Origin of the sequence: Acinetobacter sp. YH01019, assembly GCF_013420285.1 — a bacterium.
Classification (GTDB): domain Bacteria; phylum Pseudomonadota; class Gammaproteobacteria; order Pseudomonadales; family Moraxellaceae; genus Acinetobacter; species Acinetobacter gandensis.
This window is the reverse complement of record NZ_VOYM01000075.1, coordinates 1-14,601: the sequence shown is the minus strand read 5'-3', so window position 1 is coordinate 14,601 and position 14,601 is coordinate 1. Positions and strand designations below refer to the sequence as shown.

13 protein-coding genes and 1 pseudogene are annotated in these 14,601 nt (G+C 38.6%); 6 read left to right on the top strand and 8 right to left on the bottom strand.

All coding sequences use genetic code 11. The annotated features are described in order from the left end of the window. Positions 1–90: 90 nt before the first annotated feature. The 3 genes from FTT84_RS14505 to metG form a co-directional block, all read right to left on the bottom strand. Complete coding sequence (locus tag FTT84_RS14505) at positions 91–738, bottom strand: hypothetical protein (RefSeq protein WP_180081565.1); 648 nt, start codon at positions 736–738, stop codon at positions 91–93. Positions 739–801: 63 nt separating this feature from the next. After that, positions 802–939 (bottom strand): hypothetical protein, encoded by a 138-nt coding sequence (locus tag FTT84_RS14500; RefSeq protein ID WP_176537341.1) that lies wholly within the window; start codon positions 937–939, stop codon positions 802–804. Between the two features lie 141 nt (positions 940–1,080). Then, positions 1,081–3,138: a methionine--tRNA ligase gene (metG, locus tag FTT84_RS14495; protein WP_180081567.1), complete on the bottom strand. Its 2,058-nt coding sequence runs from the start codon at positions 3,136–3,138 to the stop codon at positions 1,081–1,083. Between the two features lie 173 nt (positions 3,139–3,311). Between metG and FTT84_RS14490 the strand changes: the two genes are divergently transcribed. Both FTT84_RS14490 and FTT84_RS14485 read left to right on the top strand, forming a co-directional pair. Beyond that, on the top strand, positions 3,312–4,109 hold the full coding sequence (locus FTT84_RS14490; protein WP_180058712.1) for a hypothetical protein: 798 nt from the start codon (positions 3,312–3,314) through the stop codon (positions 4,107–4,109). Between the two features lie 278 nt (positions 4,110–4,387). Continuing rightward, complete coding sequence (locus FTT84_RS14485; protein ID WP_067764599.1) at positions 4,388–4,786, top strand: hypothetical protein; 399 nt, start codon at positions 4,388–4,390, stop codon at positions 4,784–4,786. 88 nt (positions 4,787–4,874) lie between these two features. Here FTT84_RS14485 and FTT84_RS14480 read toward each other — a convergent pair whose 3' ends face one another. Continuing rightward, positions 4,875–5,183, bottom strand: a complete 309-nt coding sequence (locus tag FTT84_RS14480) for a hypothetical protein (protein ID WP_067764596.1) — start codon at positions 5,181–5,183, stop codon at positions 4,875–4,877. Positions 5,184–5,530: 347 nt separating this feature from the next. Here FTT84_RS14480 and apbC point away from each other — a divergent pair, with 347 nt between their 5' ends. Next, positions 5,531–6,799, top strand: coding sequence for an iron-sulfur cluster carrier protein ApbC (apbC, locus tag FTT84_RS14475; RefSeq protein WP_180081569.1), 1,269 nt, complete (start codon positions 5,531–5,533; stop codon positions 6,797–6,799). 501 nt (positions 6,800–7,300) lie between these two features. Here apbC and FTT84_RS14470 read toward each other — a convergent pair. The 3 genes from FTT84_RS14470 to FTT84_RS14460 are packed head-to-tail and all read right to left on the bottom strand — an operon-like array spanning position 7,301 to position 10,789. Further along, on the bottom strand, positions 7,301–9,313 hold the full coding sequence (locus FTT84_RS14470; RefSeq protein ID WP_067764590.1) for a TRAP transporter permease: 2,013 nt from the start codon (positions 9,311–9,313) through the stop codon (positions 7,301–7,303). After that, positions 9,310–9,804 carry a DUF1850 domain-containing protein gene (locus tag FTT84_RS14465; protein WP_227591861.1) on the bottom strand — a complete coding sequence of 165 codons (495 nt, stop codon included), beginning with the start codon at positions 9,802–9,804 and terminating at the stop codon, positions 9,310–9,312. The genes FTT84_RS14470 and FTT84_RS14465 overlap by 4 nt, the downstream gene beginning before the upstream one ends. Further along, positions 9,782–10,789, bottom strand: a complete 1,008-nt coding sequence (locus FTT84_RS14460) for a TAXI family TRAP transporter solute-binding subunit (RefSeq protein WP_067764588.1) — start codon at positions 10,787–10,789, stop codon at positions 9,782–9,784. Before FTT84_RS14460 ends, FTT84_RS14465 begins: the two co-directional genes overlap by 23 nt. Before the next feature lie 435 nt (positions 10,790–11,224). Here FTT84_RS14460 and FTT84_RS14455 point away from each other — a divergent pair, with 435 nt between their 5' ends. The 3 genes from FTT84_RS14455 (at position 11,225) to FTT84_RS14445 (ending at position 14,516) form a co-directional block, all read left to right on the top strand. Further along, positions 11,225–11,818: a LysE family translocator gene (locus FTT84_RS14455; RefSeq protein WP_180081571.1), complete on the top strand. Its 594-nt coding sequence runs from the start codon at positions 11,225–11,227 to the stop codon at positions 11,816–11,818. A 111-nt stretch (positions 11,819–11,929) separates the two neighbouring features. Next, entirely contained in the window at positions 11,930–12,499 is a 570-nt protein-coding gene (gene dcd, locus FTT84_RS14450; RefSeq protein ID WP_005008040.1) for a dCTP deaminase, read from the top strand. Between the two features lie 247 nt (positions 12,500–12,746). Next, positions 12,747–14,516 (top strand): hypothetical protein, encoded by a 1,770-nt coding sequence (locus FTT84_RS14445; RefSeq protein ID WP_180081573.1) that lies wholly within the window; start codon positions 12,747–12,749, stop codon positions 14,514–14,516. On the opposite strand, the pseudogene FTT84_RS14440 reads toward FTT84_RS14445, so the two are convergent. After that, positions 14,493–14,601 (bottom strand): annotated as a pseudogene (locus FTT84_RS14440) (IS701 family transposase); the annotation flags it as partial. The gene FTT84_RS14445 and the pseudogene FTT84_RS14440 sit on opposite strands and share 24 nt — an antisense overlap.

Sequence of the window (14,601 nt, the reverse complement as noted above, 5' to 3'; positions counted from 1 at the left end):
GTCATGAGAAAGCCCATATAAATGGGTAATGTACAAGTTGCTGTAGAAGCATGTTTAATTCGTCTGATCACAGATACTTTATAAAGTATTTTAATACTTTTTTGAATCCGTCAATGCGTAAGTCCTACAATTATTAACATTCCATAAATCTTTTTCTTGCTGATCGCTCTCAAATGTAGTTAAAAATCTTTGTTCTAATGAATGAAAGCTATTTTGATCTAAGTTTTCACATTCATAAATCCACTGCATGATGTAAGTTAATGGTGTTTGACTCTCGGATCCAAAAAACCAGTTAAAGTCTGTCGGTGTAGGAGTATTTTTAAATAAATCTTTGTAACCTTCTTGATACTTTAGAATTGAAATAGGAAGTCTAGGAAGAATGGTTGTGTGAATAATAAATTCAAAAGATTCTTTTTTATTTAAATAGGTGTGTTCATCAAGGATACTTTCTAGATAGCACCAAAGAACTTCTTGCATTGTATTTAAAATAGTAAATTGGAAATGCCATGTTGGGAATAAATCAGCAATTGTAGAACGTAGGGTTTGTATGTGCAGATCAAAGTTTTCTAAAAAACTAGAACCTTCTTCTTTTGCAAAGCGTTGTAAACTTTTTTGGAAACTCTTATTTTCAACTTTTAAATCTAAAATTTGTTCAGACTTAGATGGAATAACTCCTAAAGCATCATAAGTAAATTTAATTAAATCACCTTGCGATGGAAATTGTGCTAAAGCGTACATAAAAGCCCCCTGAATAATAAATAAAAGAAGCATTCACTAGAACACTTCTTAAAAATATAGAAATTACTTTTTACGATTTGGATTTAACTGTGTACCACGATTACCCTGTGTCTTATCATAGGCAATATTAGTTCCATTTGTTCCTTTGTTTGGATTAGTTTGATTAGCTGAATTATTTTGTGGGGTTGTTTGCTTACTCATTTTCAATCTCCATGATGTTTTGTTTGAGTACAGGCATCATAAAAAAATCAGCATACAATCTCTAAGAATTTTGGCGACAAAAAAATAATTGTAAAAAAAGCCTCTACAACGTAGAGGCTTTCTTAGATCTTAATCTAATAATTAAGACACTTTATCACCCGGTTTAGCACCAGTTTCAGGTGAAATCACCCAAACACCGTCGCCATTACCCGCAGCGAGCACCATACCGTTTGAAATACCAAAACGCATCTTTCGCGGTGCAAGGTTTGCCACCATTACCACCAATTTGCCTTTAAGGTCTTCAGGTTGGTAAAACTCACGAATACCGCTAAACACGTTACGCGGTTCAGTTTCACCGACATTTAAAGTGAGCTGTAAAAGCTTATCAGAACCTTCAACGTGAGCTGCTTCTAAAACTTCAGCTACACGCAGGTCAACCTTCATAAAGTCTTCGATGCCGATAATTTCAGCTTCGCCTACTTTAGGCTCAGGTTTTTTCTCAGCCTTCTTCTCTTTTTTCTTCTCAGCTTTAGGCGCTTCAGCAGGCACAGCTAAAGAATCTTTAGATGCATCGACCATTGCAGCCACAGCTTTTGGATCAACTCGTTGCATGAGCGGTTGGAACAATGCAATTTCGTGTGCAACCAAAACTTGCTTACGAGATTCAAAGTTGAAGCTGTCTAACTGTAAGAACGCTTGAACTTGATCTGCCAATGTAGGAAGCACAGGTGCAAGGTAAACTGCCAATTGACGGAACAAGTTAATACCTACAGAACATACGTCATGTACTTGTTGTTCTTCACCTTCAATTTTCGCAAGCGCCCAAGGCTTTTTCTCATCGATATATTGGTTCGCTTTATCTGCAAGCGCCATGATTTCACGAATCGCAGCAGAGAATTCACGCGCTTCATATTGCGCAGCGATTGAAGCACCCGCATCAATGAAGCTTTGAACCAATTCAGGCTCTGCACATGTTGCACTGAGTTTGTTGTCAAATTTGGTGTTAATGAATTTTGCACAACGACTTGCGATGTTCACGACTTTACCAACAAGGTCGGAGTTTACTTTCTGAACGAAATCATCAAGGTTCAAGTCAGAATCTTCAACTTTGTCAGAAAGTTTAGACGCGAAGTAATAACGTAAATATTCAGGGTTTAAGTGCTCTAAATACGTTTCAGCTTTAATAAACGTACCACGAGATTTAGACATTTTTTGACCATTTACAGTCAAGAAACCGTTTACGAATAAACCTGATGGCGTACGGTAGTTTGCACCTTCAAGCATTGCAGGCCAGAACAATGCGTGGAAATAGACGATGTCTTTACCAATGAAGTGATACACCTCATTTTGAGAATCTTTTTTCCAGTAATCGTCAAAGCTTAAGTCAGGACGTTTGGTTTTAATGTAGTTTTCAAAACTCGACATATAGCCGATAGGCGCGTCTACCCAAACGTAGAAGTATTTGTTTGGTGCATCTGGAATTTCAAAACCGAAGTAAGGCGCATCACGAGAAATATCCCAATCCGACAAACCTGCTTCAAACCATTCATCTAACTTGTTGGCAATGGATACAGGTAAACGACCTTCGTCACGTGTCCATTTTTGTAGGTATTCACCAAAGTTAGGCAGTTTAAAGAAGTAGTGATCTGACGATTTTTCTACAGGTGTCGCACCGCTTAAAGTCGATTTAGGGTTCAGCAATTCAGTTGCGTTATATGTTGTACCGCATACTTCGCAAGAGTCGCCGTACTGGTCTTCCGCTTTACATTTCGGACATGTGCCTTTAATGAAACGGTCAGACAAGAACATGCCTTTTTCAGGGTCGAACAGCTGTGTTACAGGACGTACTGCAATATTGCCGCCATCACGGTTTTTCAGATAGATCTCTGAAGCACGCGCTTGGTTTTCTGCACTGTTGGTTGAATCGTAGTGATCAAAATCAACTTTAAAGCCGGCAAAATCACGTTCATGTTCTTTTTGAACATTGGCAATTTGCTGTTCAGGTGAAATGCCGTTGGCTTCAGCGCGCAGCATAATCGCTGTACCGTGAGCATCATCCGCACATACATAAGTCACGTTATGACCCATTGCACGCATAGCACGAACCCAGATATCAGCCTGGATGTAACCAAGTAAGTGACCCATATGGATCGGGCCATTGGCGTATGGTAGGGCGTTAGTGACTAAAATATTACGCACGGATATAACTCTCTCATTCGTATGTATGCAATGGGCTGTAATTTTACATGAGATAGCCAGTACTTGCACAAGGGAATCAGTGAAATCTTCTGAAAACTAAATATTTCTATATTGCGGCGCTAATTACAGTGATAATAGGGTATATCTGTGATGCCTTTAAGAGTGACAAGCCCATGTACGACGACGATTATGATGACGACCAGCCTGTGACCCGTATTCCGCAAAATCAACAGCGTAATAAACAACTCGGTCAGCACATTGTCAAAGAAGCACAACAATACCTTGAACAGATTTCGGCAGATGAACATGCATTACTGATTCAGACTTTACGTGATTTGGCTACAACTGAACCTTACTTCGATGTATTGGCCGATGAGCTTGATAAACCTGTAGAAATGAAAGTGGCAAATGACGCCTTAAACTTGTTGTACTTTTGGCAATTGCTGCATCAACATGAAGATCAAAAACAGTTTCATTTACTCGATGCGATTAACACCGAGTTTTTTCAGACAGAAATGTTGAAAGCCTTTGATGCCTTAGAGATTGGTGAAAATAAAGCGCAACGTCGTTTGGTTCTACTTGAAGCTTTTAAACTGTATAAGCTGAATTTCCATGCCGGTTGTATCCCTGTCTTGTATGCACAGTTAGAAGGCATTTTAACGGATGTACTGATTCAAACGGGCTTTTTAAAGCAGAGCGGTACCAAGTTTGTCGATGTATATAAAATCGTACCCGGTCTAAAAGGCAGTGAAATTAAGAGTCTTTGGCATAAAGCAAAAATTGCCAATGAACTGAATCATTATTTTGCTGAATTGGCTGCTTATCAAATGGATAGCAGTTCAACAGTTGCGATGACGCGCCATAATATTTTACATGGAACAGAGCTTACCCATTTCAATCAAGGTCGTAGCTTTGTACTCTTTATTTGGTTATTTGCAGCGGTCAGTTTTATGAGCACAGTCAGCAAATAATCTTTTTATGCAGCGGTAAAGTGCATCATTAGGGGCTTTACCGTTATGCGTTTTGCTTAATTTATATTGATGAATATCAATACAATAAAAGTAGCCTTTATATTTTTCAATGATTTAATACATTTAAACTCGGATCAATTTTAACTCCTAACCTTATGCCAAAAAGCGTAAATGCAACGTCATGTAGCTCAATTGTTTCTAAATGCATATTTTTAAGGTCATCCCGTCAAAGCACGTTATAACTATTGTTAGACAATAACAGAGAAGAGGCGAGAACGATGACAACTGAAAATAAAATTGATCAATTGAAAGATAAAGCGTCAGAGTTGGGTGATGATCTAAAGCTCAAAGCCAAAGAAGCTCAGCTTGAAGGTGAAAAAGCCCTCGATGGTGCAAAGCATAAAGCTGAAGAGTTAAAACTCGAAGGAGAAAGAGCTTTAAATGATGCTAAGCATGAACATGCTGAACAAAGTAATGAGGCTAAAGATAAATTTGAGCATCTCAAAACTGAAGCCAGTCACAAATTAGATGAAGCCAAAGTCAAAGCGGCAGAACTTAAACATGACGCAGTAGAGAAATTTGACGAACTTAAAGTGCAAGCAAGTGAAAAATTTGATGAACTGAAAAAGAAAGCCACTGATACCTTTAATAAGTTTAAAAAAGATGATCAGGCTTAATTCGTAACTAAAAATTGCTTTGATCAACCTTAAAAAAACCGTTCCATTGGAACGGTTTTTTTACTTGTAAAACGTGTATCTCAAATGATTATTGACGGAGACCATCGAGGTTCTCAGTTTTAATTTCATGCACGTGATCATTTACTATGGTAATCACATATCGCATATTGGCAATTTCATACGTGTAATCCACTGCTAATGTCGTCGGCTGACCTTTAATTTGGAGAGGATGAGATTCCATCTTGATTGGTGATGCCTGCATGCGTGTACGCATATCCTCAAGTCGATCGCCAATTGCTACAGTTTGACGATCTGGTGTTTGAATAGCTTCGGTCGATACTGCGGCCTGTAATGTTGTGGCAAAGAACATCAAGACTAATAAAGTTTTTTTAAACATCTTCTTCCCCCAGCTTAAACTTATAAAATGAAGCACCACATGATGATTTTCACATCAAACGGATTAGTATCTTTTGAATATGCTGAAATATAAGCTGAATTCATTTGGGAAATGTAGGGTTGAAATGTAAACAGTTTAGGATTTAATACGCTAGATTGAATGGCGTGAATCTCTTCAAGGATCAGTTATATATTGCGCATTTTTAGAAACTTGCTGAAAAGTTGACTAAATTACTCAACTTTATAAGCTTATAGGGATAAGTCATTCATCTCCCTCTTACTCTCGCTCTCGCGAACAGGTAAACTATCAATATTATTTTTCTGATGTTCCTGTTTGGAGACAAAGCAATGTCGTGGCTTTCTTCCCTAAAATCTGTGTTTTCACCGTCACAAGAGGTGAAAGAGGAGGAAATCCAACAGGTTTTACAAAATTATATCTTGCCGAATTCGAGCAATGCATTGAAGGATCGTATTACACAGGTCAATGTGCAAGGGCAGATACTTCAAATCACCATAAATACAATGCCTTCTGAGGCGGATGATCTACAAAAAATTCATGATGATTTGGCCGATGCGTTGGAAAAATGCGGCATCACAGAATTAAATATGCATGTGATTCAGCAAAAGACTGGACATACATCGGGTGGTTGCGGTCATCACCATGCAGAAGGTGAAAGTTGTTCAACTCAGCCTAAAGCTAATGAACAAACTGAGCAAAAGGTGAGTAATCTACCACCTGTTGTGGATGCATCTGCTACTCAAGCCAAGGCTGAAGAAGATCCAAACAATCCACCAATTCAAAAAGCGGCACCTCAGCAACGTGATGTGCCGAAACATCCACGCATTCAAAATGTAATTTTAGTGTCTTCAGGCAAAGGTGGTGTGGGTAAGTCGACCACGACAGTTAACTTAGCCTTGGCCTTACAACAATTGGGGCTAAAAGTGGGTGTTTTAGATGCAGATATCTATGGCCCAAGTATTCCAACCATGCTCGGTAACGCTGGCCGTACGCCTATGATTGAAGCTGAACAATTTGTACCAATTGAAGCTTATGGTTTGGCAGTCTTATCGATTGGCCATTTAACAGGTGATAACAATACCCCTGTGGCTTGGCGCGGACCAAAGGCGACTGGCGCATTAATGCAGTTGTTTAATCAAACCTTATGGCCAGACCTTGATGTCTTGGTGATTGATATGCCACCAGGTACAGGTGATATTCAATTGACGCTTGCACAGCGTATTCCTGTGACAGGTGCGGTGATTGTAACGACACCACAAAACGTGGCACTCATGGATGCAACTAAAGGCATTGAACTGTTTAATCGTGTACACATTCCAGTCATGGGTGTAGTGGAAAATATGTCGACGCATATTTGTTCAAACTGTGGTCATGAAGAACAAATCTTTGGTACAGGCGGTGGTGATCAACTTTCTGCGCAATATGACATTCCGCTGCTAGGGCGTTTACCTTTAAATGTACAAATCCGTGAAAATGCTGATGCGGGTAAACCATCGGTGATTGCTGGTGATGATGCAGCAGATAGCTATTTAGCAATTGCGCAAAAAATTGTGGATGCTTTACCCAAAGCAGAAAAAGATAAAAGCCGTATTTTCTAAGGGTGAACTGAAATTTAAGTTGATCGTATTAAAATCTGGCCTCGTGCCAGATTTTTTATAACGTGGTATTGGGAGTGTTTGAAAATTATGAGTACTGAACTTTAGACATTCAACGATGTCTATGAATTACACATCTAAAAAACGATTTGCACAATTTCTTATTTTTCCTGCGATTATAAGCCGTATGCCAAGGATAAAATTCTTGAGGCATATCAAAGGATGTCGCGTTTGTACTTAGTTTTTACAAAATAGCTTTCACGATATTTCTATTATTTTGGCTAGGATCAATTCTTTGAACGGCAGTAACTGTACAAACGCATTGTGTCTTAGATTTTTTGCCAAATGTCCTCTGTTACAAGGGGCTTAGCATTGAAAAAATATAGAGGAACAAATAATTTTAAATATTATTTGAAGTCATTAAAACCCACCCATCAAATGAGGGTACGCCTTAGTCTAAGAAATTAAAAAGCCCGGTAATTACCGGGCTTTTTAATTGGTTTTTTAGGAGGAAAGAGACGGGTTTGCTTTACGTTTAGCAGTGATAATATTCACCGTAATTGCGATGATGACCATGATAATGCCTACAATATCTGTAATGGTTTCTGGAATAATCATACACAGCGCACCCACACCTAAAAAAATACGCCAGAACCAGTTGAGATAAGTCTTGAAATAACCTTCAACTGCGGAGCCTAAAGCGAGAATTCCTATCACTGAAGTGACAGTAATACTCACTATAGTTGTCCATGCAGGAAAGGCAAATTCTCGAGCATTGACTGCAACATTGGTGGTATCAATCATCAGCATGGCAGGGTTATAAACGAATAAAAATGGAACAATAAAACCAGCAAGAGATAGTTTTAAGGCCTGAAACCCAGTGCGCATTGGATCACCGCCTGCAATTCCTGCGCCCGCAAAGGCGGCAAGGGCAACTGGTGGGGTGATGTTTGCAAATAAACCAAAATAGAACACAAACATATGCGCGACTAATACAGGGATATCAAAGTTTGCGAGTGCTGGTGCTGCCATGGTGGCAGTAATGATATAGGCCGGAATAGATGGAAGCCCCATGCCTAAAATCATCGATGCAATCATGGTTAAAAATAAAGTGAGAAAGAGACTACCTGCACCTAAACTCATAATTGAAGAAGTCATTACTGAACCAAAACTTGTCAGACTTACTACGCCGATAATAATACCAACGACAGCACAAGCAGCCATCACAGATAATGATTGTTTGGCTCCATCAACGAGCGCATCTAAAATATCTTTTACACCCATTCGTGTTGATTTTCTTAAAGCTGCTACAAAGATGGTCAGGACGATGGTGTAGACAGCAGCATAGCTCACAGGAATATTTTGAAATAAGAAAAAGACCAGTGCCAAAATTGGAATAAGTAAATGTCCACGCTCTTTTAGAACTTCTTTTACTTTAGGTAAATCAGCTTTAGGTACGCCTTTCAGATCATCTTTACCCGCACGGAAATGAACTTGAGCCATGACGCCAAGGTAATACAATAAGGCAGGTAATAATGCGGCTAGTGCAATCGTGCCATAACTCACGCCAGTTGTTTCGGCCATAATGAAGGCACTCGCACCCATGACTGGCGGCAAAATTTGTCCACCGACGGATGCACTGGCTTCAACGGCACCAGCAAAATTCTTGTGATAACCAATTTTTTTCATCAATGGAATGGTAAATGAGCCTGTGCCAACAACATTGGCAACAGCAGTTCCATTAATACTGCCCATAAATCCACTTGAAATTACAGCAACTTTGGCAGGACCACCTTGTTTATGACCCGCCAATGCCATGGCAAGATCATTGAACAATTTCCCCATACCTGATTTTGCAAGAAAAGCACCAAAAAGGATAAATAAGAAAATAAAAGTGACGGATGCACCAATTGCCGAAGAATATAAGCCTTCGGTTTTTAAATACATATGTCCGAAAATGTCGCTGATGGTATAAGGGCGAGTAATTAATCGATCTGGCAACCAATCAAAGTGACTGATAAATGTATAGGTCAGGAAAATTAAACTTAAAATGGGCAGCATCCACCCCATGACCCGGCGAGTTGCTTCTATGACTAATACCACACTCATAATTGCAAACGCGATATCTAAGGTATTTGGAATACCACCTCGAGTGGTCATAATAGATTGATATTCTTTCCATAAATATAAAAAACTGAAGATGGAAAGCAAAGCCAAGAACCAATCGAGAAGTGAAATATGCTGCCGGGAGCTTGCTTGACGAGCTGGATAGAGTAAGAAAATGAGTGCTAGGCCAATAGCGACATGGGCTGCACGCTGTATTAACTCAGGTAAAGGATTAAACGTAATAAATAAATGAAATAATGAATAAAAGATCGCTACAAATGCAACAAAGTAGGTAACAGATTTGCTCATATTGATTCGAGTAACAGATTCCCGATCAAATTTTTCTAATATGGCTTGTTGTTGTTTCTCATCGAGTTGTTCTAATACAACTTTATCTTCTTTGGAATTCATAGGCATTCTCCAATCCACCAAGACTTCCATTTGGGTTGATATTGAACCGAGATGTTGACCAAACTATAGTCTGGGTAACTTTGAAAAATAGACCAAATTTTTTGGTCAGCGAGGATCGTGCCTTGCATATTTCTAGAAATCACCCAGTTGATTTCATCTATATTTTGATTGACCCGCATTCTAATCACACCATTTTTTTGAAACTCAATGGGATAATTTGAGGGTGTACCTGCACCAAATGAAATCAAATCGGTGTGGCGCAGTAAAAACTTATTCTTTTGACGCTGATATTGTTCAGACCAAGCCGTCTTTTCTACTGAATGCTTCCACTGTAAATCAAATTGATCAGTTGAAATTTTGCATATATCAGTTTCAACTCTAACCTGCGTATACAGTGTTGGATAGCTAGCATAGATTAAGAAGAACAATATAAAAAATGCAGTATAAACTGCATTTTTTTGAAGCTTATTATTTTTTAGCCACTTCATCATAGTAGCGTTTCGCGCCTGGATGTAGAGGCGCTACAAGGCCTTGTTGAGCACCTTCAAGCGTGATTTCTGTTGCTGCTTGGTGTGAAGTTGCCAATTGAGGCAAACTGTCAAAGAAAGTTTTTGTTAGTTTGTAGACATCATCATCCGATATATCTGTGCGAACAACTAATGCATTTTTAATTGCGGCAGTTTGAATGTCCGCAGTATTGCCATATGTGCCTTTTGGAATAATCATCGGTAAGAAATAACTTTGATCTTTAGCTATTTCTTTGACTTTATCTGCATTGATTGAAACTAACTGTAGATCAAAGCTTTGTTGAAGTTCCATGAGTGATGAATTTGGAATGCCACTAGTCAGGAATGCTGCATCAAGCTTGCCACCTTTTAAAGCATCAGCGGCTTCAGCATAGCCTAAATAATCAACTTTAATATCTTTATAGGTGATTCCAAAACCATTCAACAGTGTGCGTGCATTTACTTCTACACCTGAATTTTGTGCACCCACAGCGATACGTTTACCTTTCAAATCTTCGATATTTTTGATCCCTGATTTTTTAGAGGTTACGATTTGTACGTAGTTTGGATAAAGCGCTGCGACTTGGCTGACATTCTCAACTTTACCATTTGCGAAACTTCCTGCTCCGTTCAGTGCTTCTGTTAAGCTGTCACTCATAACAAATGCCATTTCAACTTTATTCTGTTTGAGAAGGTTTAAGTTTTCGACTGATGCACCTGTAGTCTGAGTCTTAGAATTTACACCAAAAGTTTTGTTATAAATTTCTGCAAGACTCGTCCCAATCACATTGTAAGGTCCTGATGCTCCGCCAGTTGCAATGGTTACGAACTTGGTTTGAAGTTTGTCAGATGTAGCAGTTTCTGCGCTTTTTCCTTCCGTGGTATTTTTTGAAGTAGATTGATCATTTGAGCAAGCAGTAATACACGCCAAAGTAACCGAGAGTAACGTGAGTTTTGTCCATTGGTTCATAGAAACGTCCTTTTACACATAAATTTTGAATATTGATTTGATGAGTTTTAATTTTAATTTCCACTACTCAATTGAACATAACTTAATCAATTATTTTTGAAAAGTATTTTTTTTGATTTTTTAGTCTCCAATAAATAATGGTTATGCGTAAGAATGGCATGGAGCTATATCGTTTATTTTAATAATATTTTGTTACGTGTAAAAACTGTAGGGTATACATGGAATCATGTGAAATTTCTTTTATAAATATAAGTTCAAGATATTTCTTTGAATTGTAAGGTGCTCTGAATGACTGTTCAGCTAAGGTTTTGTTTTTCTATTTAAGTTACTGAATTTATAATTAAATAAGGAGTTTTTTATAAGCATTTCTATTTTTTATTTTGCTAATACGAAACAACTGAATTAATCTTCGCGGATTAAGTTTGAGGTCAAAGTATGATTTCATGGTTTTTTATTGGTCTAGTGATTACGATTTTACTCACACCGGGACCAACCAATACCTTGCTGGCATCGTCTGGTATTCAGGTAGGCCTACGCAAATCATTTAGGCTTATTCCTGCCGAGGCTTTTGGTTATCTGATCTCCATCACCTTGTGGGGCTTTTTAATCGGTAAAATATCCGTTCATTTACCGTTATTGCCGACCATTCTTAAACTGTTTAGCGCAGGCTATATTTTATTTCTAGCACTGCGTTTATGGCGTACTGCAACGGTAAGTGAAAACTTTATACAAAAAGGCATCCGAGCACGCGAATTGTTTGTCGCAACCTTACTCAATCCCAAAGCCTTATTATTCGCTTCCGCTATTTTCCCTGCAATTGCTTGGACAAATCCACAGTATTATGTTGCACACATGCTGGTGTTTTTATTTTTGATCGTGCCGATTGCTTTTTTTTGGACATTTATTGGCTCTGTTTTAGCATCCAATAAAATTAGCTGGTTAAATCAAGCAAATTTACAGCGTACGGCATCCTTGGTATTGGTCAGTTTTTCTATTCCATTAAGTTATTCGGCTCTTTTAAAACTCTAAGCAGATTAAAATCGGTTAAATGTGTTAAGTTCCGATGCGCTTATTTTCATTAACTGTGATTTCAGTTAAAGTACCACGCAATAATTGATTTAAGTTTTTGGATTGAAATAAATGGCTATTAAGTCTGATCGTTGGATTCGCGAAATGAGCGAAAAACACGGCATGATTGAACCGTATGCAGAAAACCAAGTCCGTTATGATGAAAATGGCGAAAAGCTTATTTCATATGGCGTATCGAGCTATGGTTACGATGTTCGTTGTGCACGTGAGTTTAAAGTATTCACCAATGTTCATTCAGCGATTGTTGACCCTAAAAACTTTGATGATAAAAGCTTTATTGATATTGAATCTGACGTTTGTATCATTCCACCGAACTCCTTTGCTTTAGCGCGCACAGTTGAATACTTCCGTATTCCACGTAATGTTTTAACAGTATGTTTGGGTAAATCGACTTACGCACGTTGCGGTATCATTGTAAACGTAACGCCTCTTGAACCAGAGTGGGAAGGTCATGTGACTTTAGAATTTTCGAATACAACCAACTTACCTGCACGTATTTATGCGGGTGAAGGTGTCGCACAAATGTTGTTCTTCGAATCAGACGAAGTGTGTGAGACCTCTTATAAAGACCGTGGTGGTAAGTACCAAGGTCAAACAGGCGTAACATTGCCGAAAGCATAAATTTTGATTTTATGTTTAAAAAAGCGAGCTTCATTGGCTCGCTTTTTTTATGTGGGTCATTCATCGGAAATTGAACCGTTCAGGCGGGATTTTTTTGCAATTGAGTAATTATTCAGCATAATAAAAAATTAAGTGACTGGTATATCACATACATCCGTTTAAGGAATAAATGGAACCAAAAATTAAAGCCAGTTCTAAGGAATAAATATAAGAGAGATGCCGAGCATCTGATAAAAGGAAGGTCGAGATGACTCAATTCACCCAGGCTAAGTTATTCCGCCAGAGTTGCTTAGCAGCCGCAGTCAGCATTTTTGCTGCACCAACTGTATATGCGCTTCAAGATTTATCAGATGAAGCACTTTCAGCCACAACGGGTGAAGGTGTTGCACTCACTTTAGAAAATTTCAAAATGGTCTTTCAAGGGCCAAATGACCGTTCTACGGCTTCTAGTTATGCGTCTGGTATGGTCGATCCTGGGAAAAACGATACAGGTTTTATTCGGATTATTCCTACAGGTGAAAACTATGAACAATTAGGGCAGCGTGCTTACGATAAAATCTACAAAGCAGCTTATGTTGATGCCTATCAGCAAGGCCGAGTTACGGGCTATAACGGTGTTTATGACTCCACTTTCTTAAGTTCTAAAAGCACCTATGAGACCAATAATGCTACACGAGTAACCAATGAAACCATCGCAACATATTCAACAGAATATCGTGGCCGATTAGTACAGTCTTATCTTGAATCACCAACGATGAAGGCATATTACGATCAGCGTTATGCAGATTATTATAATGGTTCATCGGCTGGCTTATCTTTTGAAAACGATGGCACAACGAAAGAATCAATTACACCGCTCTTAAAAGCAAAGTCTCAAGCTGCCGCTTTAAAAAATACCTATGAGATGATTGAGTTACTATACGGTAACAATAGTACGGGTAACTTGCCAACCACTTCGACTTTTTATAAAAATTATGTCTCAGGAAAAATTACACGTTCAAATATTATAGATACAACAAAAAATGCTCAGTTGAATGCCAAAGCTGCAGAAACCCTCAATCAGTTGGCAACGGACTATGCCAAGCTTGAAGCTCAAAAGGCAAGCGATGCAGCATTAGCAACCGTGAAGAAAAATGCTGAAATTACAGCAAAACAAATTGCTTCGACTGCGACCGTATCGAGTCTCAGATCGAAAGCAGATGTATTTATATATGGCTTAGCCCTGTCCAATAGCAAAGATAAAAATGGAAAAAGTTCATTAGCAACGCGCTATACAGACCAAGGATTTAATTGGGGTACAGCAGAAAACCCATGGCTTTTCCATGCGGGGAATCAAGATGTTGAACAATTTGCGAAAGATAATAAGGGGAATGTTGGTTACTTAGCCATTGAGGCACCATTAAAGAAAATTGCGGCAGATGATGCATCTAACAACATCAAGCTTGGTTTGTGGATGGATGTATTTTCACGGTCTTTAAATTCAAGTAATGTCGTCGATCCGATTACAGGGGCGCCCACCAGTGGCTTAGATAAAGATTATCGGTTACGGACTCAAATTGTTGCGAATGGCCTGAGCTTAAATGGTTCACAAGTTCGCATTTTTCAAACCTTGAAATCAACCAATACCAACTATAACCAAACTTTAGGTTTAGCCAGTTTAATTCGTATTAATACCAATGATCGTGCTGAGTCACTGAGTATCAATGACGGTGATTTGGATGCTCGCGGTATGCGTATCAGTACAGCTGCACGCTCCGAACTGGATGATGGTACGGCACCGACACCAGCGATGGACCGTTCTGTCGCTCCGATTTTCCATGAAACGGAGGGTCTATACTTATATAGCCCAAACATCAATTTAGTTTTAGGCAATATGTATCAACCCTTTATTGTGGGATCGGAAGGTCGAAATATTATTTTGGAAGTAACACGTATTCCTAACGTGCCTTCTATATACAGTAAAATTTATACTTACTATAGGACTTACGCACTATTATTTATAGATTCTCTGTGGTAGCAGATGATTTTTATCGAGAATAAAGTCATCAATGAAGTTTTTGATAACTGGTCTAAATAATTTCTTCTGCCAACGATATACATTT

What these genes read in the sequence shown, in the direction of transcription:
- FTT84_RS14505 (WP_180081565.1), bottom strand. Translation starts at nt 738, where the DNA reads ATGTACGCTTTAGCACAATTTCCATCGCAAGGTGATTTAATTAAATTT.
- FTT84_RS14500 (WP_176537341.1), bottom strand. Translation starts at nt 939, where the DNA reads ATGAGTAAGCAAACAACCCCACAAAATAATTCAGCTAATCAAACTAAT.
- FTT84_RS14490 (WP_180058712.1), top strand. Translation starts at nt 3,312, where the DNA reads ATGTACGACGACGATTATGATGACGACCAGCCTGTGACCCGTATTCCG.
- FTT84_RS14485 (WP_067764599.1), top strand. Translation starts at nt 4,388, where the DNA reads ATGACAACTGAAAATAAAATTGATCAATTGAAAGATAAAGCGTCAGAG.
- FTT84_RS14480 (WP_067764596.1), bottom strand. Translation starts at nt 5,183, where the DNA reads ATGTTTAAAAAAACTTTATTAGTCTTGATGTTCTTTGCCACAACATTA.
- apbC (WP_180081569.1), top strand. Translation starts at nt 5,531, where the DNA reads ATGTCGTGGCTTTCTTCCCTAAAATCTGTGTTTTCACCGTCACAAGAG.
- FTT84_RS14470 (WP_067764590.1), bottom strand. Translation starts at nt 9,313, where the DNA reads ATGAATTCCAAAGAAGATAAAGTTGTATTAGAACAACTCGATGAGAAA.
- FTT84_RS14465 (WP_227591861.1), bottom strand. Translation starts at nt 9,804, where the DNA reads ATGATGAAGTGGCTAAAAAATAATAAGCTTCAAAAAAATGCAGTTTAT.
- FTT84_RS14460 (WP_067764588.1), bottom strand. Translation starts at nt 10,789, where the DNA reads ATGAACCAATGGACAAAACTCACGTTACTCTCGGTTACTTTGGCGTGT.
- FTT84_RS14455 (WP_180081571.1), top strand. Translation starts at nt 11,225, where the DNA reads ATGATTTCATGGTTTTTTATTGGTCTAGTGATTACGATTTTACTCACA.
- dcd (WP_005008040.1), top strand. Translation starts at nt 11,930, where the DNA reads ATGGCTATTAAGTCTGATCGTTGGATTCGCGAAATGAGCGAAAAACAC.
- FTT84_RS14445 (WP_180081573.1), top strand. Translation starts at nt 12,747, where the DNA reads ATGACTCAATTCACCCAGGCTAAGTTATTCCGCCAGAGTTGCTTAGCA.